Source organism: Bacillus sp. ISL-18 (genome assembly GCF_018613415.1).
In the GTDB taxonomy this organism is placed as follows: domain Bacteria; phylum Bacillota; class Bacilli; order Bacillales; family Cytobacillaceae; genus Neobacillus.
In genome coordinates, this window is the sequence record NZ_JAGGQG010000004.1 from 97,155 (window position 1) to 119,960 (window position 22,806).

Genomic DNA, 22,806 nt, shown 5'->3' on the forward strand with positions numbered 1-22,806 from the left:
CCTGGGGGCTCTTTTTTCTCTTACTCGGTCGTCAATAGCCTCCTTTGTCTACCTGGGGGGCTGTTTTTACTCTCGCTGGGTCGTCAATAGCCTCCTTTGTCTACCCAAGTACTTCTTTTCATAGCCACTAGGTCGTCAATCAAATCTATTCACAACCCGTATCGCTCCTCTTATTCTTCCATCATAACATTCTTAAAATGTTATAAAATAAAAAAAAATCGAGCTTTTTCTTTACGAAAACAGCCCGATTATACGATATTATGCCCCGTTTCACGGCCCAAATTCATTTACCCTTTACCACTGAAAACCCCACTAAGTGCGGACCAAATCTGATCTTTTACTGTGAGAAGATTAGTGGTCAATCCAAGATCAAGATGAAAGGGCAGGCTGATAAAATTCAATGTGAGAAAGTAGCCGGCAAACAAGGTCTGGCCAAACAGGATTAGTCCTAAAATAACGGCCGGAATAAATTTGGTTTGAACCAATGCTGCCTTCCTTTTCGGATTGCTTCTCGACATAAAAGCTTGTCTGCACACTTTAAATGCACTAATCATCGACTGCATAGATAGCACCGATGCCAGAAATATACTAAGATGAACGAGAATCATTTCTACGTTAACATATGCAGGTAAAACCGGTACGTAGCGGAAATAGACGGGCAGGGCCAATAGAGCCATAACGGACAGTCCCCAAACCATACCGAATGCGTTGCGGACCCACAACAGTAATGCAACCACACTAAGTCCTAAATACAGATAAATAACGAAATGATAGTCTCCTCTCGTTACCAAATAAAACAACCCAATCGCGACCAGCGAGGCCCCCGTGTAACCTGCATACGAAATAAGTGCTCTTTTAAACGGTGAAGCAGCACTCCCCGTTGTCTGTCCAGAACCATCCCGATAAAGATGAATCTTACCACCTTCCAAGCAAGCACTGATCACGAGGTTAACTAAGTTATGGAAGTGGGCAAAATAGGTCCTTAAAAAGGGAAGCATGCTTCCCAGCAACGCTGCACCTAAATAAATCAAAATCAACGTGGTCGTATCCAATGTAAATCCCCCTCTCTTAGCTAGATAGAAAGAAAAGCACCAGCCCTATAAGGCGGTGCTCCTCCCTTGAATTATAATGCGGCCACTTTTTCCTTTTCACTCTTTAACTTTTCAAGTTCCTTATTTAGCTCTTCCTCGCTCACATAGTGATCGAATGTGGCATCAAACGGAGCTAACGGAGTGGCAAATTGATTGCCTGCCTGTACTTCTGCTTCCATCATTAAGATCTTTTCTTCCGCACGCGCCACTCCTCTTGCAATATCATCGGTATTGAAAGAAACGGTCACTTTCTGGATTTGTTTCATCGACTGAGCCACATTCGCACGGGATGCTAACAAGATTTTCTTTTGCTGCATTTGGTTATACGTTTCCTTGAGCTGGTCCAATTTTTCAACAAGGATTTGCGTTTGTCCCTTAATCGACTCTAATTGCTGCACGTATAGTTGCAGCTGATTTTCTTTGGTCATCTTTTCTTGCACGGCCAGCTTCGCGATAGTCTCTTCCCCTTGTTCCAGTGCCAGCTTCGCCTGACGTGTACGCTTGTCCACTACTAATTTCGTTTCAGCAATGAGTGCAGCCTGCTCTTTCTCTACAAAAATTTGTCGAGCTAAGGCATTCTGACCTTTAACAATTTCCTGTTCCATTTCTCTGGAATACTCATTTAACATCGCAATTGGATCTTCAATCCCGTCTAGTAATCTATTAAGTTCCGCCATTGTAATTGTTTTTAATCGTTTAAAAATACCCATTTTATTCATTCTCCTTTTTAGTTAAAATACTTTTTTCCCATTGATCCAAAATATCAGCATTTTGGTTTGTGACTGGTATATGCGAACCTGCAAGCGAGGGATCAATAAACTGTTGCATCGAAGACGATTTCGACTTCTTTCTAAGCCATCTTACTAGTAGGACAAGGACAGCTAGTCCAATAATAAGGAAAAGCCAAGGAAATCCACCGCCATGGTGCGGACCATTCATCATCTGGTGACCCGCAAATCCGCCGCGGCCTCCCATTTCACCATGTCCTCCTGGACCTCTAGCAAAAGCGCTGCTTCCTCCTAGAAGAAAATGAAGTACGTTGATCACCATGACAGTTGACGCAACGATTACTCCCCAGAAGATTCCTTTTTTCACTTTTGTATTCATCTCATTTTTGCCTCCTTTCGTTACCTGATGTAATGAATTTTAGACGGGAATGGTGAAAACTTGGTGAAAAGAGAAATTTATTTTTAAAAAGAGGAGAAATTCTACAATATTGAGGATGAAGTTCTACAATTTTTCCATTAAAAAAGCCAGCATACTAGATGCTGACTTTTTACAACATGATTAAATTAACTTTAATCCACTCACAAAAATCAATACCGCCACAACCGCCCGCAGCGGTCTCGCCGGAACTTTTGCGGAAATCGTACTTCCGATTAGGACTCCAGGAATAGAACCGATTAATAGATTGCCCACAAGCATATAATTCACATTTCCATAACCAATATGAAGCATCCCTGCGGCCGTTACCAGTAGAAACGCATGCGTAATATCGGTACCCACCATCTCGGATGTCTTCATTTTATAAAGATAGATCATTGCGACAGCGAATAAAGAACCGGAACCTAATGAAGTGAGTCCGACAATAAATCCAAACACGCAGCCTATTAAAATGGTTAGACCCTTTTTTTCGTTCAAAGGCTTCGTCTGCCAGCGATTAGGCCGTAACCGCTTCTCCATAAACGTTTTAATAATAATCGCAATCGAGACAAATACCAATACATATCCAAGGGCATGGCGGATGATCTGTTCTTGGTTATGGTAAGAGGCTTCAAAGAAGTGAAGGGCCGCGATGGCGATGACCGCACTCGGTATACTTCCCATTGCGAGATACTTAACCATTTGAACATTCACTGTTTTTTGTCTCCAATGCTGCACAACACCGAATAGTTTCGTGATTGAATTATAAACAAGGTCTGTTCCAACGGCAATCGATGGATTAACCCCTATTAAAATTAACACCGGTGTTAGGAGTGCTGCTCCACCCACACCAGTCATCCCTACCAGAAAACCCACCAATAAACCCATCAACGCAATCCCTATACTCATAGCGCACGCCCTATCTTGATTCTAATTCCAAGTATTTATATAGGATTATATATAATTATAGGAATCTTGTAAACAACCAATTTCCTATAAATTCTGGTAATTTATTAGATGGCTAAATTTTGTATAATAGAGAAAAAATCCGACCCCATTCTAGGCCGGATCTCTTCGAGCAATATGGCCAATCAACAGCAGCCAGTTTACTCACTATATGAAAATAGTAAATGAAACGTTTGATTTATTTTTTAGGCTCAGCTGGAACCGATATTTCTTTAAGGGCTTCTCCTGCCTCATCACTCGACTGTTGATTTACCGCCAAATCGCCAAGAGAGACCATTCCCACCAATTTTTCATTTTCCACGATCGGAAGGCGGCGAATTTGTTCATGGGACATGATTTTGGCAGCTTCCTCAACAGACATGTCTTTGGTGCCTGTCACCACGATATTATTTGATAGTAAATCAGAAACGGGTGATGCATCCGACACTTCACTTGCTAATCCTTTTATCACTAAATCTCGGTCGGTAATGATTCCCACTAACTTCTCATTTTCACAAATGGGAATGGCACCTACATCCAATTCTTTCATTTTTATCGCGACTTCTTTACAAGTACTTTCAGGAGTACAGCAATCCACATCGGTTGTCATAACATCAGCAACATTCATTTTAATGCCTCCTTTATTACTTCTTATGTGATTACTACCCGTCCTATTTTATTGCTAAACATCTTCTTTAAAAACCAATACCTATTTCTAAGGGAATTGGATTTTATCCCCAAGAAAAGAGATGATTCTACATAATTCAGCTAGGATTCTACAAAATAAAAAGGAAATTCTACAAAATCGAGGCCGATTCTACTTAATTCAACCAGAATTCTACGAAAACCAGAACTTATTCTACAAAAACTGTAAATTAATTTCCAATCCATCAAAACCCCCCCCAGCTGGGAGGTTTCAAAATTATGCTATATGCTTGCCACTTTCCACATTTTCATTCTTATCCTTCATCCGGCTAAAGATATTCGCCAAAACCGAACCAGATAAATTATGCCAAACACTGAAAATCGCACTAGGTACAGCTGCTAATGGCGAGAAATGAGCCGTGGCGATTGCTACTCCCAATCCGGAATTCTGCATGCCGACTTCCATTGCCACAGCCTTCTGTTTCGCCAGATCCATTCCGCATAAACGGGCAAAGAAAAAGCCAATCAAGAATCCTAATAGATTATGAAGGATGACAACTCCAAAAATAAGCAACCCAGTTTCGGCAATCTTAGAAGCGCTGCCTGCTACAACAGCCGATACAATCAACACAATCGCAATAACGGAAACAAGCGGCAAGGCTTTTGCACCAGCTCTCGCCTGTTTGCCAAAAAACTTTTTAATAATAAAGCCGATTGCCAATGGAACGATGACCACTTGTACAATCTGAAGGAACAAGGAAGCCACACTAACATCGACCCATTTGCTCGCAAATAGAAGAATTAACAATGGTGTGACAATTGGTGCAAGAATCGTAGAAACAGAGGCAATCCCAACAGCCAGCGCCACATTTCCTCTTGCTAAAAACACCATTACATTCGAAGCTGTTCCACTCGGGCAGCATCCTACTAAAATAACCCCTACGGCGACTTCCTTCGGTAAATGAAGTCCGACCGCCAATAAAAACGCTAGCAGCGGCATGATCACAAAGTGACCAACGACCCCGAGTGCCACTTCTTTTGGTCTCTTAAATACTTCTTTAAAATCCGATAACTCAAGCGTTAGGCCCATTCCAAACATCACAATCCCTAAAAGCGGAACAATATAGCCTCCAAGCCAGACAAAGTGTGTTGGAAAATTAAAAGCGATTACGGCAAAGATTAACACCCACAACGTAAAGGTTTTTCCAGCAAAGCCGCTGATTTTCTCGATGACTCCCATAAATGAATCCCCCTAAATTATTTCGTTTTTCCAAATATTTAATATTTTTATATATTAGAATAAATATTTAAAAAAATCAATATTTTCTATACAATAATTATTTTTCTGGAAAACGGGACATAATGCAAAGGCTTACAGCTTAAAAGGAGAATTTTAGTAGATCGTTCATCTGTGCATTTTTGAAAATTTTCTATATAATTAAAATTATATTTTTTAAAAGGAGCAGACAAAATGCCAAAAACACTTACGAGAGCACCCTTTAAAGCCGACCATGTCGGAAGCTTCCTTCGTCCAGAACGATTGAAGCAAGCTCGTCTTCAAAAAGAAAACGGTGAAATCACCGCGGAACAGCTTCGTGTGATTGAAGATGAAGAAATCATTAAATTAGTAGAAAAACAAAAAGAAGTAGGGCTTAAGGCCGTAACCGATGGCGAATTGCGCCGCGCTTGGTGGCACTTTGACTTCTTAGCGGGACTCGAAGGCGTTGAGTTTTTTGAAACCGACGCAGGGATTCAATTTAATGGTGTTCAAACAAGAGCCCACGGCGTAAAAGTAACGGGTAAACTTGACTTTGGCCAGCATCCATTTATCGAAGACTATAAATTCCTGCACAGCATTGCAGGTGACCACACAGCGAAGTTCACGATTCCTAGTCCGAATATGCTGTTTTTTAGAGGAATTATTGAGGAAGCTGCTTATTCTGACAAAGAGAAATTCTTCGATGATCTAATTAAGGCCTACCAAAAAGCGATACAAGCATTTTATGAGGCAGGCTGCCGGTATCTGCAACTAGATGATACGTCATGGGCTGTTTTCTTTTCTGAAAAAGGCCAAGAGCAAATCGCAGCAAAAGGCTACACTCCTGAAGAGTTGATTAAAATTTTCACACGGGCAATCAATGAATCGATTGCGGGCAAGCCGGAAGACATGGTGATCACGATGCATATCTGCCGTGGAAACTTTAAGTCTACTTATACAGCAAGCGGCGGCTACGACAATGCCTCTGAATATATCTTTGGCGAATTAAAGGTGGATGGCTTATTCTTAGAATTTGACGATGAGCGCTCTGGCGGCTTTGCACCGCTTCAACACGTGAATCGCAAGGATTTACAAATTGTTTTAGGATTGATTACTTCTAAGTTTGGTGATTTGGAAGACCCAGAACAAATTAAAGCACGAATTGCCGAAGCAGCAAAGTATGTGGATTTAGACCAACTATGCCTAAGCCCGCAGTGCGGATTCTCCTCAACCGAAGAAGGAAACCTTCTTACAGAGGAACAGCAGTGGGACAAGATTAAACATGTTATTTCCATTGCCAATGATGTTTGGAAATAAGCATAGGGACGGTTCTCTTGCTTCCTTTTCGGAAGCAAAAGAACCGTCCCCATGCTCACCCTTTTGGCATGTCGAGTGCTTGGTAGGCTAGCTGATACTTGCCGCCTTCAGCTACCTCTGCGTGGTACAAAGCCTTGAGGGCAAAGTTTTTCTCAAGCTCGTGTTCTTCCATCAACACTTTTAATCGTATTTGCAATTCCTTATTGTCCTTGATCAGCTGCTTCATTTGAGATTTGATAAACTTCATGATCGATATAACTCCCTTCTAATCCTATATATCTGTCTGGTAGGCATTCTTCCGAGCCATGGGTTGGGAGCGAAGACAGGTTTGTTATTATGACAATTTCTTAATAAACACAACCTTTAGATAGTTGCCCTCCGGAAATTCCTTGATGGTTTTAAAATCTTTCGGAAGGGAAAATTCCTCCACTACTTGATAGTTCCTGCTGGTTTCTTTAAAGGCCTGATCAATAAAACTTTTAAACTTCGTCATATTAAACGAACTAGAATTGGTAGACGCTACGATTACCCCCTCATCCTCTGTAATGGCAATAGCCTCTTTTAAAAGATTCTTGTAATCCTTTTCCGCGCTGAATACCATTTTCTTTGACCTCGCAAAGCTTGGAGGATCCAGGATAACCATATCAAACAAGAGCTGCTTTTTCACGGCATACTTAAAGTAATGGAACACGTCTTCGACAATGATATCCTGTGCGCCATCATCCAGCCCGTTCACTCTAAACTGCTCAATGGTCTTAGGTAAGCTTCTATTGGCTAAATCCACACTTGTCGTTTTAACCGCGCCTCCTACGGCAGCAAAAACAGAAAACGCTCCTGTATAGGAAAACGTGTTCAGTACGCTCTTTCCTTTCGCGTAAACATCGCGGATTCGTTTTCTGACATCTCTTTGATCTAAAAATACTCCAACCATCGCACTTTCATTTAAGTAAACCGCGAAGTTTACTCCATTTTCTTTTACGATAATCGGGAAGGTTCCTCTTTCTCCCGCGACGAAATCATCTTCTTCAATGTATTTCCCGCTGACAGCAAATCGTTTCTTTTGATAAATGGCTTTAAATGGAGTCAATTCTTTTAGAGCATTGATAATATACTCCCGAAAGCGGTAAATTCCTTTGCTATACCAGGTGATTAAATAATAACCATCAAAATACTCGATCGTTAATCCGCCTAAACCATCGCCCTCGCCATTTACGACTCGGAAAGCATTAGTATCCGGGTTATTAAAAAACGACTTTCGATCGTTGATTGCTTCTTTCAATTTATTCACAAAAAACCTTTGGTCGATTGGTTCATGCTCATTACGGCTAAGAACCCACCCATACCCTTTGTTTTGTTTGCCAAAATAGCCTCTCGCGATGAACTTATTCCGTTCATCAACAAGGCGGACAAGCGTTCCTTCTTCCGTACCTTCGTCCAAATTAATCAAGGCTTCCCTTGAAATAAGCGGATAACCGCTTCTATACTTATTAACAAACTTACCCTTTACCGTAAAACAAACATCATTCTTCATCTTGTCATCCAATCAAAATTATTTGGAGAAGCATGGGGACGGTTCTCTTGCTTCTTTGAAGCAGAAGAACCGTCCCCATGCTTCCAACCTACTATTATTATAAAGCATAATGAGGACGTTTAAACGATTAAGTTGGGACAAACCGTTTTAGTGGTCCGACGAGGTTCATAGATTTGAAAAAACGGGGATTTAAAGAAGGTAGCACGAGGGCTGTTTTCTTGCTTCCGGATTGATCTGGAAGTACAAGAACCGTCCCCATGCTTCTTATCGAAACTTTGTAACTGGAATGTGAAAGTATAGGATTAGAAAGGCGGTACATACGAAGCATAGGACCCATGCCCAAAGCGGCCGGGTATGGTGGAGGCGTAGTCCTATGAATAGAAATAGCCAAACCACGCATGACCAGCCAAAGTTCCATCCATGAGTATAAGAAATAAGTTTAGCACATCTAAACAAATACTCCATGATCACCTCAACAATAAACCAGATGCCAATATAGAAGACTTGCTTAGGCCAACGTGATTGATACGGGTATAATGATAAGTAAAGTAAGGTCAGGTTGGGGAAGGTAATAAAGGTTAACAGAAATTCCGCCATGGTATGGTTGGGAACGATTATCGAACCTTGAAAAGTCCATAATGGGTATTCAGACATAAGGACAGAAATAAAAAAATCCACAGCTATAAGGAAAAGGATGGTGGGATAGTATTTCTTCCAGTTTCTCCAATCAGCAAATCGCCAGGCGCAAATCAGATAAATAAAGGGAAGCACCATTCTTAAGTAAGATATTAAGGTATGTAACATGACATTTCCCACCCTTCCAACTCGTTCCAACTACCTATTAGTATTATTCATATGGTGGGCGTTTAAACAATAAGAAATAGAACGGTATTTTTTTTGAACGTATTTGATATAAAATAGGTTCTTCTTAAAAATAATCACTCAACCCAAAAGGAACATAAAAAAATGGCTTGGAGGTAGCTCCAACCCATTTCTAAATGACCCCATTTCCTTCTGTAAGCTTCTTCTTCTTATCTGAAGGAAACATTCCAAGCATCAGAACAACTGGCACGATATTAACAACCGCCAAAACCGTCCCTTGGAAGTCCGTACCACTCATTAACCCGTGTGCTGTTACTAAAATATACAGAATCGGGTTAAGAGCATGCAGCTTCTGCCACCGCTTGTAACCAATTTTCTTCCGGAATTTTGATGTGACAATCGTTAAAATTAAGAAATACGTCGCAATCGATCCTAATCCCATCGAAATCGTTTCATAGCTGCCGCTAAACGGAATTAGGATATCCGTCCAACTAAATTTCATGAAAGCATCAATCAATAAAATGCCTAAGTGACCGCCAGTCATAATCAAGGACCAGTCCGAGACTACCTCATGAAAATGAAGGAGACTAGTCACTTTCTTTTTCCGTTTCTTCTGTACCGCCGAATATAGTCCCGTTAATGCGGCCAAATATAATAATAGATATGCCACAATTCCAGTTGCCCGAATGGCGTACCATTCTAAAGACTCCATTTTATTCGCCACCTCTCCAAATATCTTTTGCTTCATTAATAAGAACTGCTGGCTTCTTTTTGACAGAAAGCAAGGCTTTCCCGCGCTCTTCTCCCAATAAAAGGACCACTTTTGCTAATACATCCGCTTCGACAGCCGTTGGCGCTGTTACAGTAGAAGAGATAATTGTGCTCGCAGAAGGTTCGCCTGTAGTGGCATCAATCAGGTGATGCTTACTTCTCCCATTCACCTTCCATCTTCTTTTCATTGAAGTAGAAGTAGCAATGGCTCCATCCAATACTTGGATGGAAGAGAGCATTTGCGATGAATCAAGAGGATCTTCAATGCCAATATTTAAGGGCCGCGGCAGACTTCCAAAAATCCGGATATCTCCGCCGACATTCACAAACCCAAATCCATACTGGGATAAGACATCCGCTGCGCGGTCCACCACCCAGCCCTTTGCAATTCCTCCTAAATCAATTCGAGTATGAAGCACCACCGTTTGCCGATCCTCATCTAATTGATATGGTCTCACTTTTGTAAACACGGGGGCTGTTGGGGAGGGAGCCGTCAACTCCCGCCCTTTAATCCACTCAATTGATTGGGTATAGCCGCTGTTTTCAATCGCTGATAAAATACCAGGATTAAAAACGCCATTTGTTTCTTCATAAAATCGAAGTGTCTCTTTTAAAATGCTAAATAATGGATCCGATACCTCGACTTCTTTTTCTAGCTGTTGATTTAACCGGGATAATTCACTATCTACTTTAAACCGGCTGCATGTGTCTTCGACAGATGCGAATAATTTGTATACGGGCATGAGGTCATTGGCAAACAGTTCTTGATTGATCGATAGTTGGACGGTTGTACTCATGGAATTGAAGTTATAATTATTCATTGTTGGGTTCCTCCTGTTGTAGTATTAAATGATCAAATGAGAGATCCTTAAACTTCATCAGGTTCCACCAGTGGTAGTATCAAAGCCTCCATGTTGACTTGGAAACGAATTGTCTTGTGAAACTTGTTGATCTGACGCTTGAGTTCCATTGGTGTCTGTTGACCTAGTTGTATCAGTAGTTGTATTGGTATCAGTAGATGGATTAGGGATATCATAGGTGATTGATGAATCTTGGTTACTGCTTCTTTGAGCTGATTGTGTTGTATTTTGGGTTGTCGCCACAGCGGCTGTGTTGGTTGTTGTATCTTTTTTTATTCCCATATATGACATCATTCCGGCAACGAGAGCGAGACTTGCAAAACTCACTCCCCAAGAGGTAAATTTCTGTTTTTTCATTGGTAGGACTCCTTTCAGTTTGAAATGCTTTCTTTATGTCCATGTCTGTATTATGAATCGACAACCTTAACTAAACCTTAAAAAATCCCAGAAATTGAAAAGAACTTCTTCATAGTGAAAAAGCCAATTGCTACAAGGAGTAGAAATTGGCTTTTTATAATTTTGAAAATAAATGTTTAATGTGATTTGGAACTAACGCCATTCGAGATATCTAGAACAAATGATGATCCAGAATAAGAAATAGCCCATTTTATCAGATAAAATGGGCCATTTCTTTTTGTCTAATCGACATGACTTCGACTCTATTTTATTTATACTTTTTTAATCAAACGTTTGGTTAAAAAAGTAAGATTTCACGTTTTAAATGAGTTTTACTCCTAAACTTGCGAAAAATATGGTCGAAGAATGTTAGTAATTTTTGCAGAAAAAATTACAATTTCCCGGAAAATTCTATTGTTTTTGATTGCACTTCCATCAATCTCATTTTTTCGCGATGATTCAACTTTAATCAAACAGTTGATTAAAAGCGAACTAAACTGCACCATTACTGGATTTCTCTCACAAAATGCTTGAAAAAATTGTCGAGAGTTGTCTCTTAATTAAGGAAACCCTACAATCAAATGACTTAGTCACAGGATTACTTCACACGAATTTTTTGACCGGCGATAATGACATTCGGGTCAGTAATTCCGTTCCAAGCTTGCAGTTGCGCGACAGATATTCCAAAAACTAAGGCGATTTGGGATAACGTATCGCCTGATTTTACCTGATAATACACAGGCCCTGACGAATGATTATCAGTTAACCTTAAAATTTGTCCAACATAAATAAGATTAGGATTTTCGATGTTATTTAATTTCACTAAATCCTCCACCGTTGCTCCAAATCTCGCCGCAATTTTGCTTAAGGTATCGCCTGGTTGAACAGTATAAGTAGATGTAGGAGAACTTTCAGGCTGTGATGCTGCTGCTCTGCTCCATGAGCCTGCATAATTGGCGAATTCATTATAATCTACTTGGATACCTGCTAGTGGTAGATTATGTTGATATTGAAGAATATGATGAAAATCTGCTACTTGGCCGCGGGACCAAGAAGTAGTCTGCCAATAAAAATCGACTGCCTTATGGTCATAAAGCATGGTAAGCACAGAATAAGAGCCATACACTCCTACTTTAAAACTTTGGTCAATGCCATTACGAACACTTGTAAAATAGGTTAAGATCGAGTCCATGTCTGCTGGCTCGACATCATAATCAACAGCAAAGTAAATCGCACTGCCTTCTGTCTGTACAAGCGCCTTTGCGTAGCGTGAGGCTTCCTGTGCATCTGAAATCCCTCGGGCCTTGGTAAAATAAGCGGCGTTAGTCGGATTGGTTTCCCAAATACTCACCAACTGTAACCCCTCGTTGAGGATGGCATCAGCTTCCGCTTTGTCCATCGACTTCCAGCTATCTCCAAGATAACGTCCAACATACTGAATACCAGCTGATTTAAGACCTGCGGCTAACGGACGATTAAGTTTTGTCGCACAGTCCACTCCGTTTAAATTTCGAATAAGATCACCTCCATAATCAGGGGGACGGTTCTCATGCTTCGGAAGCATAAGAACCGTCCCCGTGCTTCCCCGTGCTTCCAGCTTTCACTCAGGGTCAGGTGGTCCAATGACGACTGTTTCATCAATGGGGGATAATACTTTGGCTAGTTTCTGAGCATTTACATCGTAAGCGAGTTCAAAAACATCTGGAGGTGTTAATCGCAGCACATCAGAGCCCTCAATCGACTGGATTTGACCATCATTGAAGGCAACTAAAAGATGGGCTTCCTTGGTAACACAAGTAATCCAGTGCCACCAGCCCTTTGGCAGGAAGGTGACCTGACCTGGTTTCACATGATAGGTCTGCAGCTCTAAGGTTGACGGATTCAAAATTGAAATGATCACTTCCCCAGAGATAACGAAATCAAGCTCATCCGCATTGGGGTGCCAGTGCGGTTCGCGAATATGTTCCCGGCTCAGAAATAGGTCTCCTAGAGCCAAATCCTGCATCTCTGGTATTTGAGCGGAGGTAACTTCGTAAAGTACGTTTTGCGGATTTCGCTGAAAGCCCACATTATCGCTGACATCAAAAAACAGTTCCGGCGACGTCGTGGAGCCCCACCGCATTCCTTCTCTTCGTCGATTCATGGGTGAAAACATTTCTCTAATCATATCACTTATTGGAGCACCATTTATTGGTCCGATTACGACAGTCTCAGTAATCGGCGCCAGTACCTTGGCTAGCTTTTCAGCATTTACACCATAAGCCAATTGAAAAACCTCTGGGGGAGTTTTTCGAAGGACATCGGAGCCAAAGGTATTTTGACGCTTTTTTGTGTCGTATAAGGCCACAACATGAGCTTCCTCCGTAATGGAGATGATCCAATGCCACCAGTTTATCGGAATAAAAACAACATCCCCTGGTTTTACACGATAAGTTAGCAATTGCGGGGTGAACGGATCGAGTACAGAGATGATCGCTTCACCACTCACCACATAATCCAGTTCAGCCGCATTGGGATGCCAGTGCGGTTCTAAAATGTGGCCCCTGCTAAGAAAAATGTTATCTAAGCTAATATTTCTCAACACAGGTAACTGTGACGAGGTAACTTGGAAGATAATATTCTCAGCATTCCGCTTAAAGAACACACTTTTTCTGGTATCAAAGAAAAGATTGGCGGTGTTCGTTGTTGTTTTCCCATTAGATGATTTTGTGTTACCGGTTTGATTATTTTTCATCTGTTAAAATAAACCTCCTGTCCGAAATTACAGGTAAAAGGCTGTCTTCCTAAAAACCCGTCATCTATGAATATGCCAAGCAGGACAAGTGTGATTGGGTAAAATGCCTGTAACATTGGAACATGTAAGGTTTATTTATTAAATACGGTGGAAATGGTGTAGTTTATAATGAGGAATGAGAGATAGGATTTAAAAGGGCTGATACGGATAAAAAGGCATAAAAAAAAACGATCCCCAATTTTTATCTTTGAGAGTCGTTTCTAAACAAATCAGCCACAAACTGTAATTCATCTTTACTCATTGGTTTTAAAGTTAATGCTGTAGCTGCCATGTATTTTCCGTAAGTGTTCATAAAGTTTTCCATTTTCTTGATCATTTGATTACCACCTTCCAAAATTTATATCCTTATTATCGTTCAAAAGGGGTCCATTTGACAAAGTCTTGGAAAACGGAAACATTCACCAAAAAAGCGGGAACATTTTCTTTGTAAGCGTATATTTTACAGTGTTTCCTCACCTTTTCGCCGTTTTTCTTTATTTTTCACTTTGAAGGAGCATGGGGAAGGAGCATGAGGAGCATGGGGACGGTTCTCGTGCTTCGGAAGCAAGAGAACCGTCCCCATGCTCCCTATTCCCCAATCCTTCCCCTTTAATCAAACAGTTGATTAAAAATGAGCAAAGCCGTACCACTATTGACTCTTTCTCTAAAAAAGCCAACGCCAGCTATTGCAGGCAACCGGCTTTAGAATAGGGAAACTCCCCTGCTACTTATGAAAAAGTAACCTTATTTTTTCCTGTTCGTTTGGATACATAGAGTGCTTCGTCAGCGGAACGAATCATTTCCGAAGGTGGAACCTGCTGATCATCCCATACTGCCGCTCCGATACTGCAGCCTACCTTGATTTTTTGATCATGAAGGTCAAAGGGCTGATTCAGACTGTTGATAATCTTTTCAGCTACCACCGTTGCATCCTGGACAGAGTCATCGATCGTGGTATACAATATAACCAAAAACTCATCTCCACCCAGGCGGAACACTCCCTCATTACTCCGGACACAATGTTTCAATCGCTTAGCGGTTTCTTGCAGCAAACGATCACCGACCTGATGGCCTAAGGTATCATTGACCTGTTTAAATCCATCCAAATCGAGGTACAAGAAGGTAAGCCTATTCCCCATTTGTTTAGCTGTTTGCACTGCTCCTTCAAGAAACTGATCGAGAGCAATCCGATTCATCAATCCTGTAAGCGTATCATGGTGCGCTAGATTTTCCATCTTACCCAGATCTGAAACCGTGCGAACCAACGATTCCACCAGATCACGAAGCGATAAAGATAGAATCTCAATATCCTTAATTCCCTTATAATAAGGTATTTCCACCTTCTCTCCTGCTCGTAAGCGATTGGCAGAGTAGGAGATTTGTTGAAGCGGCTTGGTAATTAAGGCCGAGGCAAACCAGCCTAATAAGGCAAAAATAATCGATAAGACGACTCCGATCAGTAAGATGGACTTCTGTAATTCATGGACAGGAGCAAAGGCTGTTTTTTCTGGTACACGGACCAAAATGGACCAGCCCAAACCAGGATAGTTCTGATAACCATCACCAAACGCATAGCCAGTTAAATACTTCTGACCGTTTGGCCATGTTTCGATCCGCCAGTTATTCTGACCCTTTTTGGCAAGCTTCAAACTTTCTAAGTTTAACGGCCTGCCTATATTGGCAGATGGACCTAAGAGAACAATTTGATCTTTCTGGCTGACCACAAAGATTTCTGCCCCGTCTACCTTCTCTTTTAACGGTTTCAAAATTTCCTTTTGAACTTCACGGGACCATTCCCAGCTGAGGTGCGCTGCGATAACGCCGTTAAGCTTGCCGTCCGCTGTGACAATCGGTCTACTGATATCAACAAATTGCAATGGTTCACCACTGGGATTTGGCAGCAGTTTAGCCAGTAAGACCGCATCGTGAACATCTCCGACAAATGATCCTTTTATTCCTTCTTGATAAACTGGGCGTTTCGAAATGTCGCCGCCTGTTAAAATTCCATTGGTTGCCGCTAAGACCTTCCCGTTGAAATCCGTTACACCAACCCATGAAAAGGCAGGAATGCTCTCTTGCAGCTTGTTTAGAAGCACTTGAACCTGCTGGGGGTCAGCCGGGTTCTGGATATCTTTCAGCTGACTGATCACATTAATTTCCCCAGCCCTCGACCACATAAAGTGATCTAATTTATCCGCCATATTATAAGCCGTGGCAGAAAGCGTATTTCCGATCTGGTCCTCTACTTTTTGACTCGCTTGCGTTCCAATCATCATACTTAAAATAGCGGTAATTCCAAAGATTCCAACTGCAAATAGGACCGCTACATAGGTGCGCAGTTTTAAATTCACATAACTCCTCCATTCTAACTGGGAGAAAAGATAGTTTAGCAATTTCATATTATACTAAGTTTCAACCTTTTTTGAACAGTGTCTTTCTATGGATTGAATTGAACAAGGAAACAGAGTAAAGAGGAGGGTTTTGAAATCCTCTTCTTTCCCATTTTAGACTATGATACGCCTGAAGCCGTTACAACTAATTGAACGTTTGATTAACTTTTACAAGTGATGCCCGGTAGGTTTCACCGCAATTATAAAGAAAGCCGGCTAGCCTATCCTTGACCTGGTCCTTTTGCCTATTTTTCTAACAATCAAAAACGTCACCAGCAGGACGAGAAAAGCCCCGACAGAGTCAAATAAAAAGACATCCTTTATCGAAGCGGTTCTGCCTGGCATAAAGGATTGGTGATATTCATCCGTCATCGCATAAAGTACTGTTAGGATCCATGCAAGGATATAGGCGAATCGGTAGACTTCAAGACACTTAAAAAATAAAAAGGCAAGGAAGCCGAATACCGTAATGTGGGTGAGTTTCCGCACAATAAAGTTTAGCTGATCTACAACTGCATGGTTTACTCCGTCTATATGTAAGAACACCAGTATTTTTTGAAGAGTATCGGACGTATTTTTCCCCGTAGAATAAGGAACCTGTGTAAACATAAAAATAACTGCCATCCATAGGATCGCCGCCACAATCCACCATTTTCTTCTATTCATCTATATCATCTTCCTCCGTTTCTATCAATAACTCCTATAGTACTACCTAGCTGCTTAAGAGGACAATAGAATCTTGTAGGAGCATAGGGACGGTTCTCTTGCTTCCTTTTTTGGAAGCGTAAGAACCGTCCCCATGCTTCCCGTGATATAATCATAATTGGAGTAGTGTAAAGCCATCTTTTAAAATCTTTAAAAGGTGTAGCTGATCCGCATTCTCCTCTGTGGATACTGGTGTCCTTTTGGAGCCAGTGCATCTAGGGTTCAACCCCCTAAAGGGAATCCGCTCACGGCTGATATGGGTTTTGGCCAGTTTTGCAGGTAGGACCTCCATTGGCCAATCCAAGCTGTGGGTGGATTCCAAAATCTTAGAGAGAAGGTGGTAGAATGTTTGATATTATGATCATTGCGTTATTAATTATCTTAATTTTCTTGCTATTCATTTTATCCAAAAGACTTATTAAAACGATTACTATTTTTCAATATGAACGTGGAGTTAAGTTTCACAAGGGAAAGTTTCAGGAATTTGTAGGGCCGGGAAAGTATACATACTTTACTTCAACCACCCATTTGGAGATTTTTGATATGAGACCTGCCATTCTCCCATTAAACGGTCAAGAATTATTAACGGCTGACAATATTAGTGTAAAAATTAGTTTAGCAGTCAAATATCAAATTCTAGATCCCCAAGCACTGATTTCAGAGTATCAAAACTTCCAAGACTATTTATATATGAGCATACAGTTTAAACTCCGAGAAGTGATATCTTCAATTGAAATGGATGAGCTATTGAAAAGCCGCCAAAAAATAAACGATGATGTCAGAAACTTACTGTTGGAAGACAAATCATTAATTGGGGTTTCTATTCATTCAGTGGATTTGAAGGATATTATGTTATCAGCAGAATTAAAGAAAGTTTATTCAGAGGTGCTTAAAGCAAAAAAAGAGGCCCTTTCGTAATTAGAGAGGGCACGCGGGGAAACGGCAACATTAAGAAGCTTAGCCAACACCGCTAAGATGTTGGAAAACAACCCTGAATTAGCCCAACTTCGGTTAATACAAACGATTGAAGCTTCACAAGGAAATACCTTTATTATTGATATTTTAAATAGTAACAAAAAGAAAATCTAGGAGCACGGGGACGGTTCTTTTGCTTCCATTCAGGAAGCAAGAGAACCGTCCCTATGCTCTGCGGCCAACCGTTATTCCGTGAGTTTATTCCTGTCCTCAATTTGTGGAGGTTCTTCCATCCAGCCGTTTTGGATCATAATTTTTCCTCCTTGGTGTGCAAATCTGAAAATATCCGCTGCAAGTACCGCCATTTTGGCCGGCAGGTCATTTCGTAAGCTAAAGGCACCGCCTAATGCATTACTTCCAAGTCCAAAGGTGGTTAACAAACTGGTATTGTACAACATTAATTTATCAGAGAATGGTGCAACTTTTGACGTTGTTGCTTTTCCCGCATGGGTAGCGGGTGGTTCAATGAAACTTTGTCGCAAAAACTCGCCTAAGTCCATTTCAATTTTTCTGGACAATTTCATTCCCTTGACAAGATAGTCTTGAACATCCTCATGTGAAGCGACTTGGGCAAATCCAATCATTAATTGCATTCCGACAAGGTTTGTTTCAATTGCATGATGGATCAGGGAAACCTCAATCGTATTAAGAGATCTCGGCTCATTTAGCAAATTAAAACCACTCCGATAATCGGTATTTTGTACAAAATGCACTTCTTTCGGCATGGATACATAAGCTGGACGAACCAAAACCCCTTTTTCTAAAAGGAATTGGGTGGAGTCCCTATTTAACGCTTGCGCTTCTGCCGTCAAGTTGATAAAAAGATCATTAATATCTTTCCGATAAGACATGCCGCAAAAAAGCGAGTACAGACTCATTTCCACCTTCGTCATCATATGTAAGTACATGATATTGAACATGTAGTCAAATAACTTTGGCACACCTTTATGAACATCCTCTTCTGTAAAACCCAGAGGAATAACTGCCCCTTCTTGTTCAAAAATCTCCTTAATGGTCTCTATCGTCTTGGAAGCCCCATCATAATGAGTTTGCAACAATGGTCTTTCATCATTCTCAGCGTGCTCAATAAAATGCTCTAAAATTCTCATGATCATCGTCTTTTCTTGATAGGCCATCCACAAATTCGCTAATTCTGAAGATGTAATCGGAATTCCATTCAAAGTCATTATGATAACCCCTCCTGTTAGATGCACGGGGACGGTTCTCTTGCTTCCAAAGGGAAGCAAGAGAACCGTCCCCACGCTTATTTAGTAAGAAAGATAGGGAACTTTTTTGGGCTTGTAGGTGATGACATCGGATGAATAAATTTCTACTTTTAATTTGCCGCGTAACATTTTGGCTTGAATGAGGATGGGTTGGTTGTATTGATTTTTAAAGATCAGATCAGGTCCATTCCAGCTAACCGTGGCATCACGCTTTGGAGGAACGTATGATACCTCTTTGCTGTGGGAGTATCGATGAATCACTTTCACCCCTGCACTATCAATGGCATTAAAAAGGGTGGATGAAACCTGACAAATGCCGCCGCCAAAGTCTTCTGCATATTCCCCTTTAACAATTACAGTAGCAGGCACATATCCTTTCCTTGCGGTTCTTTCCCCTACTACTTGATTAAAGGAAAAGGTTTCACCCGGAAAAAGAACAAAATTATTAATTGATTTTGCGGCAAGATAAATATTATGATTTCTTTTTTTATTATTGGAATTAAAGTAGGTTAGGTATTGGCCTATTTTTTCAATCCGTATATTTCCAAGTAATTCACTATCAACCTTAGGAGAAATCATTTGTAAAGGCACTTCCAATTCTGATGCTCCCTTATTAAAATAATAAGCAAGAACCTTTTCCGTGAAAAGCTCGCGATTTAAACGATAACCGACCCGCTCGGGGATGATCGTTCCGTTTTGATCAATAATGGCATTTCTAGGCACGGACGACACCTGCTTGTCCAATTTGTCCATATATGTTTTTAACTTTTCCGGATTAATAATGGGTAATTCCGGCATAATGGTCGAAAAATTAGCACGGTTCACCACTGAGATAGGATGCCCATTGTTCGTGATTAATAATTCGCCTGGCATATTCACTTGCTGCGATAACATGACGAGCCCAAGTAACCAAGTAAAGTTCATGCACTGAAACCTCCCTACCTTTATTATGAGTAAAAGTAACGATTTCATGTAATTCACTGTAAGCAAAGGAAGGAAATAAAAATGACACAAATTACATTTCTAGCCTCATCCAAACCCTTTAAAATCCCCGATGAAATCGAAGAATACAATAACCGGACATTTTTTGAACGTGAGGAGGATATTCTCTTTTTCTCTGTGCAGGAAGTCGATAAATATTGGGAAAGGATAGTGGATGGTTTATTTTCTTTGCCCTATATTTATGAAGTTAATGGAGTTGGAAACCGTTTATTTTTAACATACATTGAAAAGTATATGGAAATAGGAGAGGTGCTAGAAATTTACCATGTGCCAAATCAACATGCCTTTAAGGAATACAAACAAAGAATGGAAGCACAACCGGAGCCGATTGAAGTGAATGTAGGAAGGTTCACTTATAAAGACATTTATGGATTGTATCAATTCCATCCTAAAAAGTGGCTAGAAGAACTGAGCCACCGAAATTATCTGAGTCATTATGGGATTACAACATTTGTTAAGTATTAAACATCATTATTTGTTTTAACCCCTAAATCAGGCCTTTTAAAAAAAGACAAACACTTTATAAAAACAATTGTCATTTTAATTAATATTATCCAAAAATAGAATTTTCAGGTTTCACTTATGGTACAATTCTCCTATATTTATTTATTTTTAGGGGGAAATTTAGTGAGTGAAATAACAGCAAACGTACAGCATAATTTCGCTACCCATACTCAAGAAAAGTCTTATTTTGATGGTGGTCTTTTTCAGTACATAGGATGGTCTATCTTAGGAGGACTTGTAACTGTCTGCACATTGGGAATTTGCTATCCCTGGGCGATTACGATGATTTTAGGATGGAAAACACGCCACACGGTTATTAATGGGAGAAGATTACAATTCACTGGATCTGCAGTTGGATTGTTTGGAAACTGGATAAAATGGTGGTTCCTTTGCTTAATTACATTAGGAATTTATAGTTTTTGGTTGTTTATTGCAATGGAAAAATGGAAAACAAAACATACTTCATTTGCTAATTAAACGCTTGGGAAAAATAAGGCCTCCGATTGGAAGGCTTTATTTGATTAATGACCAGCTCTTCCCTTGCGATAAGACTTTTCCTCAACTAAAAGCTTTTCCAACTGGAGTTTCATGCATTTTTCGTATCGCTACTTTTATATGTAAAGAAGCAAGAGAACCGTCCCCCTGCTTCACCATAAATGATCGAGTATCGTCGACTGAATAAGGTTCGTGTCGATATTACAAGTTTTTCCATCTATTCCATACTGCCAGATCGAGATCTTTATATTCTTTGGTGCACCAGGCTGAAAGGCTGGGGCCTTATTTTTCTTAGTGACACCAGGATCCGGATTACTGCTCCAAAGGATGGTTTGAGTTTGAACGCTTTTATTTTTTGAAACAGCCGCTTGATAAGCTGCGGACAGTTTACTTTCTGGTGTAAAAACCCCATAAATCCCTGGCTTATAAGGTGAGTTAGCTAAAGTCTCCACCCATCCTCTTATAAATGCTTCATCGACGGGATACGTTGGTTCTATATCTGCAAAAATTGCGACTCCCTTAGGTATTCCTATTTTTTGCGCGTAGGCAATTGCCTCCTTGGCCTCAGCTACTCCATTTTGATATCCGACAGCATCTTTAAAGTGGTTAAAAATCGGAAGGATCTTGATGCCTTGCTGATGAAGTAAATTGACTTCTTCTTTGGACAAACCGATTGACACGTCGCCCTTTGTCTCTAAATATCTTCCAAACACAGTCGGTGCGCCATAGTTGTCCTTTACACACTGCAGGAATGCTTGGTCAACACGAGAAGCGGTGTCTACCCCCCATACAATCGTAGGCTTTTGTTCTTGAGCTGGTTTTTCTTGGGCTTGATTATCTTTAGGGGTTGTATCATTTGGGGGCTGTTGGCCTTGTTTCGCTCCATCTTTGGCTGGTTCACCTTGTTTGGCTGGATCCTTTTGGGGTTTCACCACTTTGGCTGCAGGAACATCCTCGGCTACTTTTGGAGAATTTACTGGAACTGGAGTAGTATTATCGTGGAAGAATACAAGAAGTAACGGAAGAACCAAGATGGCAGTTAAACCAATACTCGAAATCCATTGGGGTTTCTTCATATCATCCATTCCCTCCATACGGCAATCTCAAGAGCCAGTATATTCAGAATGGCATATGAATGTGTGGGCATGACGAAGCAAGGGGACGGTTCTTATGCTTCGGAAGCATAAGAACCGTCCCCTTGCTCACTCCTCTCTCTATTAACAGATACAAGTTTTTCGTTTCACACCAATTTTGTTACGCTCTTTTATTTTATTTATATATGGAACGGCAGGAGGGACTTTACACGCTGTCTTGCCCATGTTGACATGGACCTTGCCAATTGTTTCGGCAACCCTAATGGCTTCATCATGTAAGGCAGTTACATAGGCTCCTACACTAATCACAAAGCCGTTCATACAATAGCGAACTCGGTTTTTTTCTTGGTGAATGGTTGTTTCAGCCCTTTTGAGCAGGGCGCGGATTTCTTCTAAGTCCAACTTGTCATCAGGGGTAATCGATAAATAGTTTGCATAGGTGTTCCAGCCTGCGACCGCTGTCATTTCTTCATCGGAGCCCATCCATTTACGTGCGAGGTCCAAGGCAAACGGGCTTTCAGCAGCTACTCCAGCAACCGTATATTCTGCAAGTAGATACCAGTTCGCTTTTTGAACCCATTTTTGAAGCGTCTCCTTTGTCATCAATTTAGGATTAACAGACAATCCGGCTAAATACATAGCGTCAGAGTTTCCTGTATCGTATAATGCCAAAGCCAACTCCTGGTCTTTTTTAACATGCTTGACGAGCTTTTTTAAATCTCCCACCTTTACTCCAAAAACACTGCCACTCGCTCCGTGATTAATAAATGTGTTTTTGGTTTGTTCTGAACCCAGCTCTTCCAGCTTCTCCATGATCTCCTCGACGTTCATATAAAGCCCCCCATTAAAAGGTATTTTCATTA

Annotated in this window: 24 protein-coding genes and 2 pseudogenes; 4 read left to right on the top strand and 22 right to left on the bottom strand. The window is 40.8% G+C overall.

Features of this window, described 5'->3' with window-relative positions; genetic code table 11:
• Window positions 1–287: 287 nt before the first annotated feature.
• From J7E81_RS08025 to J7E81_RS08050, 6 genes are all read right to left on the bottom strand, one after another.
• Window positions 288–1,052 carry a M50 family metallopeptidase gene (locus J7E81_RS08025; RefSeq protein WP_215041639.1) on the bottom strand — a complete coding sequence of 255 codons (765 nt, stop codon included), beginning with the start codon at window positions 1,050–1,052 and terminating at the stop codon, window positions 288–290.
• 71 nt (window positions 1,053–1,123) lie between these two features.
• A complete protein-coding gene (locus J7E81_RS08030) occupies window positions 1,124–1,801 on the bottom strand; it encodes a PspA/IM30 family protein (protein ID WP_215041640.1) in 678 nt (225 codons plus the stop codon).
• A 1-nt stretch (window position 1,802) separates the two neighbouring features.
• Window positions 1,803–2,198: a hypothetical protein gene (locus J7E81_RS08035; protein ID WP_215041641.1), complete on the bottom strand. Its 396-nt coding sequence runs from the start codon at window positions 2,196–2,198 to the stop codon at window positions 1,803–1,805.
• A gap of 180 nt (window positions 2,199–2,378) precedes the next feature.
• The gene (locus J7E81_RS08040) at window positions 2,379–3,143 is read right to left on the bottom strand and encodes a sulfite exporter TauE/SafE family protein (RefSeq protein WP_215041642.1); all 765 of its coding nucleotides are present in this window, start codon (window positions 3,141–3,143) and stop codon (window positions 2,379–2,381) included.
• Between the two features lie 235 nt (window positions 3,144–3,378).
• Entirely contained in the window at window positions 3,379–3,807 is a 429-nt protein-coding gene (locus J7E81_RS08045) for a CBS domain-containing protein (protein WP_215041643.1), read from the bottom strand.
• A gap of 294 nt (window positions 3,808–4,101) precedes the next feature.
• On the bottom strand, window positions 4,102–5,064 hold the full coding sequence (locus tag J7E81_RS08050; RefSeq protein WP_215041644.1) for a bile acid:sodium symporter family protein: 963 nt from the start codon (window positions 5,062–5,064) through the stop codon (window positions 4,102–4,104).
• 231 nt (window positions 5,065–5,295) lie between these two features.
• On the opposite strand from J7E81_RS08050, the gene J7E81_RS08055 reads away from it, so the two are divergent.
• A complete protein-coding gene (locus tag J7E81_RS08055) occupies window positions 5,296–6,399 on the top strand; it encodes a 5-methyltetrahydropteroyltriglutamate--homocysteine S-methyltransferase (RefSeq protein WP_215041645.1) in 1,104 nt (367 codons plus the stop codon).
• Between the two features lie 55 nt (window positions 6,400–6,454).
• Here J7E81_RS08055 and J7E81_RS08060 read toward each other — a convergent pair whose 3' ends face one another.
• The 12 genes and pseudogenes from J7E81_RS08060 to J7E81_RS08100 form a co-directional block, all read right to left on the bottom strand.
• The gene (locus J7E81_RS08060) at window positions 6,455–6,646 is read right to left on the bottom strand and encodes a hypothetical protein (RefSeq protein WP_215041646.1); all 192 of its coding nucleotides are present in this window, start codon (window positions 6,644–6,646) and stop codon (window positions 6,455–6,457) included.
• 87 nt (window positions 6,647–6,733) lie between these two features.
• Entirely contained in the window at window positions 6,734–7,930 is a 1,197-nt protein-coding gene (locus J7E81_RS08065; protein ID WP_215041647.1) for a class I SAM-dependent rRNA methyltransferase, read from the bottom strand.
• A 264-nt stretch (window positions 7,931–8,194) separates the two neighbouring features.
• Window positions 8,195–8,734 (bottom strand): CBO0543 family protein, encoded by a 540-nt coding sequence (locus J7E81_RS31310; RefSeq protein ID WP_374104007.1) that lies wholly within the window; start codon window positions 8,732–8,734, stop codon window positions 8,195–8,197.
• Window positions 8,735–8,924: 190 nt separating this feature from the next.
• Entirely contained in the window at window positions 8,925–9,464 is a 540-nt protein-coding gene (locus J7E81_RS08070; RefSeq protein ID WP_215041648.1) for a ferric reductase-like transmembrane domain-containing protein, read from the bottom strand.
• A gap of 1 nt (window position 9,465) precedes the next feature.
• Window positions 9,466–10,344, bottom strand: a complete 879-nt coding sequence (locus tag J7E81_RS08075) for an FAD:protein FMN transferase (RefSeq protein WP_215041649.1) — start codon at window positions 10,342–10,344, stop codon at window positions 9,466–9,468.
• A gap of 57 nt (window positions 10,345–10,401) precedes the next feature.
• The gene (locus J7E81_RS08080) at window positions 10,402–10,740 is read right to left on the bottom strand and encodes a hypothetical protein (RefSeq protein WP_215041650.1); all 339 of its coding nucleotides are present in this window, start codon (window positions 10,738–10,740) and stop codon (window positions 10,402–10,404) included.
• A gap of 637 nt (window positions 10,741–11,377) precedes the next feature.
• A complete protein-coding gene (locus J7E81_RS08085; protein ID WP_215041651.1) occupies window positions 11,378–12,343 on the bottom strand; it encodes a DUF1906 domain-containing protein in 966 nt (321 codons plus the stop codon).
• Window positions 12,344–12,388: 45 nt separating this feature from the next.
• A pseudogene (locus J7E81_RS31315) lies at window positions 12,389–12,934 on the bottom strand (cupin domain-containing protein); the annotation flags it as partial.
• Between the two features lie 99 nt (window positions 12,935–13,033).
• Window positions 13,034–13,513: pseudogene (locus tag J7E81_RS31320) on the bottom strand (cupin domain-containing protein); the annotation flags it as partial.
• Window positions 13,514–13,754: 241 nt separating this feature from the next.
• A complete protein-coding gene (locus J7E81_RS30860) occupies window positions 13,755–13,889 on the bottom strand; it encodes a hypothetical protein (protein ID WP_275677264.1) in 135 nt (44 codons plus the stop codon).
• Between the two features lie 391 nt (window positions 13,890–14,280).
• Complete coding sequence (locus tag J7E81_RS08095; protein WP_215041653.1) at window positions 14,281–15,903, bottom strand: sensor domain-containing diguanylate cyclase; 1,623 nt, start codon at window positions 15,901–15,903, stop codon at window positions 14,281–14,283.
• 255 nt (window positions 15,904–16,158) lie between these two features.
• Window positions 16,159–16,608: a VanZ family protein gene (locus J7E81_RS08100; protein ID WP_215041654.1), complete on the bottom strand. Its 450-nt coding sequence runs from the start codon at window positions 16,606–16,608 to the stop codon at window positions 16,159–16,161.
• 384 nt (window positions 16,609–16,992) lie between these two features.
• Between J7E81_RS08100 and J7E81_RS08105 the strand changes: the two genes are divergently transcribed.
• The gene (locus J7E81_RS08105; RefSeq protein WP_215041655.1) at window positions 16,993–17,565 is read left to right on the top strand and encodes an SPFH domain-containing protein; all 573 of its coding nucleotides are present in this window, start codon (window positions 16,993–16,995) and stop codon (window positions 17,563–17,565) included.
• Between the two features lie 242 nt (window positions 17,566–17,807).
• On the opposite strand, the gene J7E81_RS08110 is transcribed toward J7E81_RS08105, so the two are convergent.
• Entirely contained in the window at window positions 17,808–18,812 is a 1,005-nt protein-coding gene (locus tag J7E81_RS08110; protein WP_374104012.1) for a DUF3231 family protein, read from the bottom strand.
• 78 nt (window positions 18,813–18,890) lie between these two features.
• On the bottom strand, window positions 18,891–19,772 hold the full coding sequence (locus J7E81_RS08115; RefSeq protein WP_215041657.1) for a VanW family protein: 882 nt from the start codon (window positions 19,770–19,772) through the stop codon (window positions 18,891–18,893).
• 81 nt (window positions 19,773–19,853) lie between these two features.
• Between J7E81_RS08115 and J7E81_RS08120 the strand changes: the two genes are divergently transcribed.
• Both J7E81_RS08120 and J7E81_RS08125 read left to right on the top strand, forming a co-directional pair.
• On the top strand, window positions 19,854–20,315 hold the full coding sequence (locus J7E81_RS08120) for a hypothetical protein (protein WP_215041658.1): 462 nt from the start codon (window positions 19,854–19,856) through the stop codon (window positions 20,313–20,315).
• 171 nt (window positions 20,316–20,486) lie between these two features.
• Window positions 20,487–20,831: a DUF898 family protein gene (locus J7E81_RS08125; RefSeq protein WP_308162174.1), complete on the top strand. Its 345-nt coding sequence runs from the start codon at window positions 20,487–20,489 to the stop codon at window positions 20,829–20,831.
• 170 nt (window positions 20,832–21,001) lie between these two features.
• Here the strand turns inward: J7E81_RS08125 and J7E81_RS08130 are convergent, their stop codons facing one another.
• Both J7E81_RS08130 and J7E81_RS08135 read right to left on the bottom strand, forming a co-directional pair.
• The gene (locus tag J7E81_RS08130; RefSeq protein WP_215041660.1) at window positions 21,002–21,925 is read right to left on the bottom strand and encodes a glycoside hydrolase domain-containing protein; all 924 of its coding nucleotides are present in this window, start codon (window positions 21,923–21,925) and stop codon (window positions 21,002–21,004) included.
• 141 nt (window positions 21,926–22,066) lie between these two features.
• Window positions 22,067–22,774: a DNA alkylation repair protein gene (locus J7E81_RS08135; protein WP_215041661.1), complete on the bottom strand. Its 708-nt coding sequence runs from the start codon at window positions 22,772–22,774 to the stop codon at window positions 22,067–22,069.
• Between the last annotated feature and the right edge of the window lie 32 nt (window positions 22,775–22,806).

Coding starts and splice junctions, on each gene's coding strand:
- J7E81_RS08030 (WP_215041640.1), bottom strand. CDS start 1,801: ATGGGTATTTTTAAACGATTAAAAACAATTACAATGGCGGAACTTAAT.
- J7E81_RS08035 (WP_215041641.1), bottom strand. CDS start 2,198: ATGAATACAAAAGTGAAAAAAGGAATCTTCTGGGGAGTAATCGTTGCG.
- J7E81_RS08040 (WP_215041642.1), bottom strand. CDS start 3,143: ATGAGTATAGGGATTGCGTTGATGGGTTTATTGGTGGGTTTTCTGGTA.
- J7E81_RS08045 (WP_215041643.1), bottom strand. CDS start 3,807: ATGAATGTTGCTGATGTTATGACAACCGATGTGGATTGCTGTACTCCT.
- J7E81_RS08050 (WP_215041644.1), bottom strand. CDS start 5,064: ATGGGAGTCATCGAGAAAATCAGCGGCTTTGCTGGAAAAACCTTTACG.
- J7E81_RS08055 (WP_215041645.1), top strand. CDS start 5,296: ATGCCAAAAACACTTACGAGAGCACCCTTTAAAGCCGACCATGTCGGA.
- J7E81_RS08060 (WP_215041646.1), bottom strand. CDS start 6,646: ATGAAGTTTATCAAATCTCAAATGAAGCAGCTGATCAAGGACAATAAG.
- J7E81_RS08065 (WP_215041647.1), bottom strand. CDS start 7,930: ATGAAGAATGATGTTTGTTTTACGGTAAAGGGTAAGTTTGTTAATAAG.
- J7E81_RS31310 (WP_374104007.1), bottom strand. CDS start 8,734: ATGTTACATACCTTAATATCTTACTTAAGAATGGTGCTTCCCTTTATT.
- J7E81_RS08070 (WP_215041648.1), bottom strand. CDS start 9,464: ATGGAGTCTTTAGAATGGTACGCCATTCGGGCAACTGGAATTGTGGCA.
- J7E81_RS08075 (WP_215041649.1), bottom strand. CDS start 10,344: ATGAATAATTATAACTTCAATTCCATGAGTACAACCGTCCAACTATCG.
- J7E81_RS08080 (WP_215041650.1), bottom strand. CDS start 10,740: ATGAAAAAACAGAAATTTACCTCTTGGGGAGTGAGTTTTGCAAGTCTC.
- J7E81_RS08085 (WP_215041651.1), bottom strand. CDS start 12,343: ATGCTTCCGAAGCATGAGAACCGTCCCCCTGATTATGGAGGTGATCTT.
- J7E81_RS30860 (WP_275677264.1), bottom strand. CDS start 13,889: ATGATCAAGAAAATGGAAAACTTTATGAACACTTACGGAAAATACATG.
- J7E81_RS08100 (WP_215041654.1), bottom strand. CDS start 16,608: ATGAATAGAAGAAAATGGTGGATTGTGGCGGCGATCCTATGGATGGCA.
- J7E81_RS08105 (WP_215041655.1), top strand. CDS start 16,993: ATGTTTGATATTATGATCATTGCGTTATTAATTATCTTAATTTTCTTG.
- J7E81_RS08115 (WP_215041657.1), bottom strand. CDS start 19,772: ATGAACTTTACTTGGTTACTTGGGCTCGTCATGTTATCGCAGCAAGTG.
- J7E81_RS08120 (WP_215041658.1), top strand. CDS start 19,854: ATGACACAAATTACATTTCTAGCCTCATCCAAACCCTTTAAAATCCCC.
- J7E81_RS08130 (WP_215041660.1), bottom strand. CDS start 21,925: ATGAAGAAACCCCAATGGATTTCGAGTATTGGTTTAACTGCCATCTTG.
- J7E81_RS08135 (WP_215041661.1), bottom strand. CDS start 22,774: ATGAACGTCGAGGAGATCATGGAGAAGCTGGAAGAGCTGGGTTCAGAA.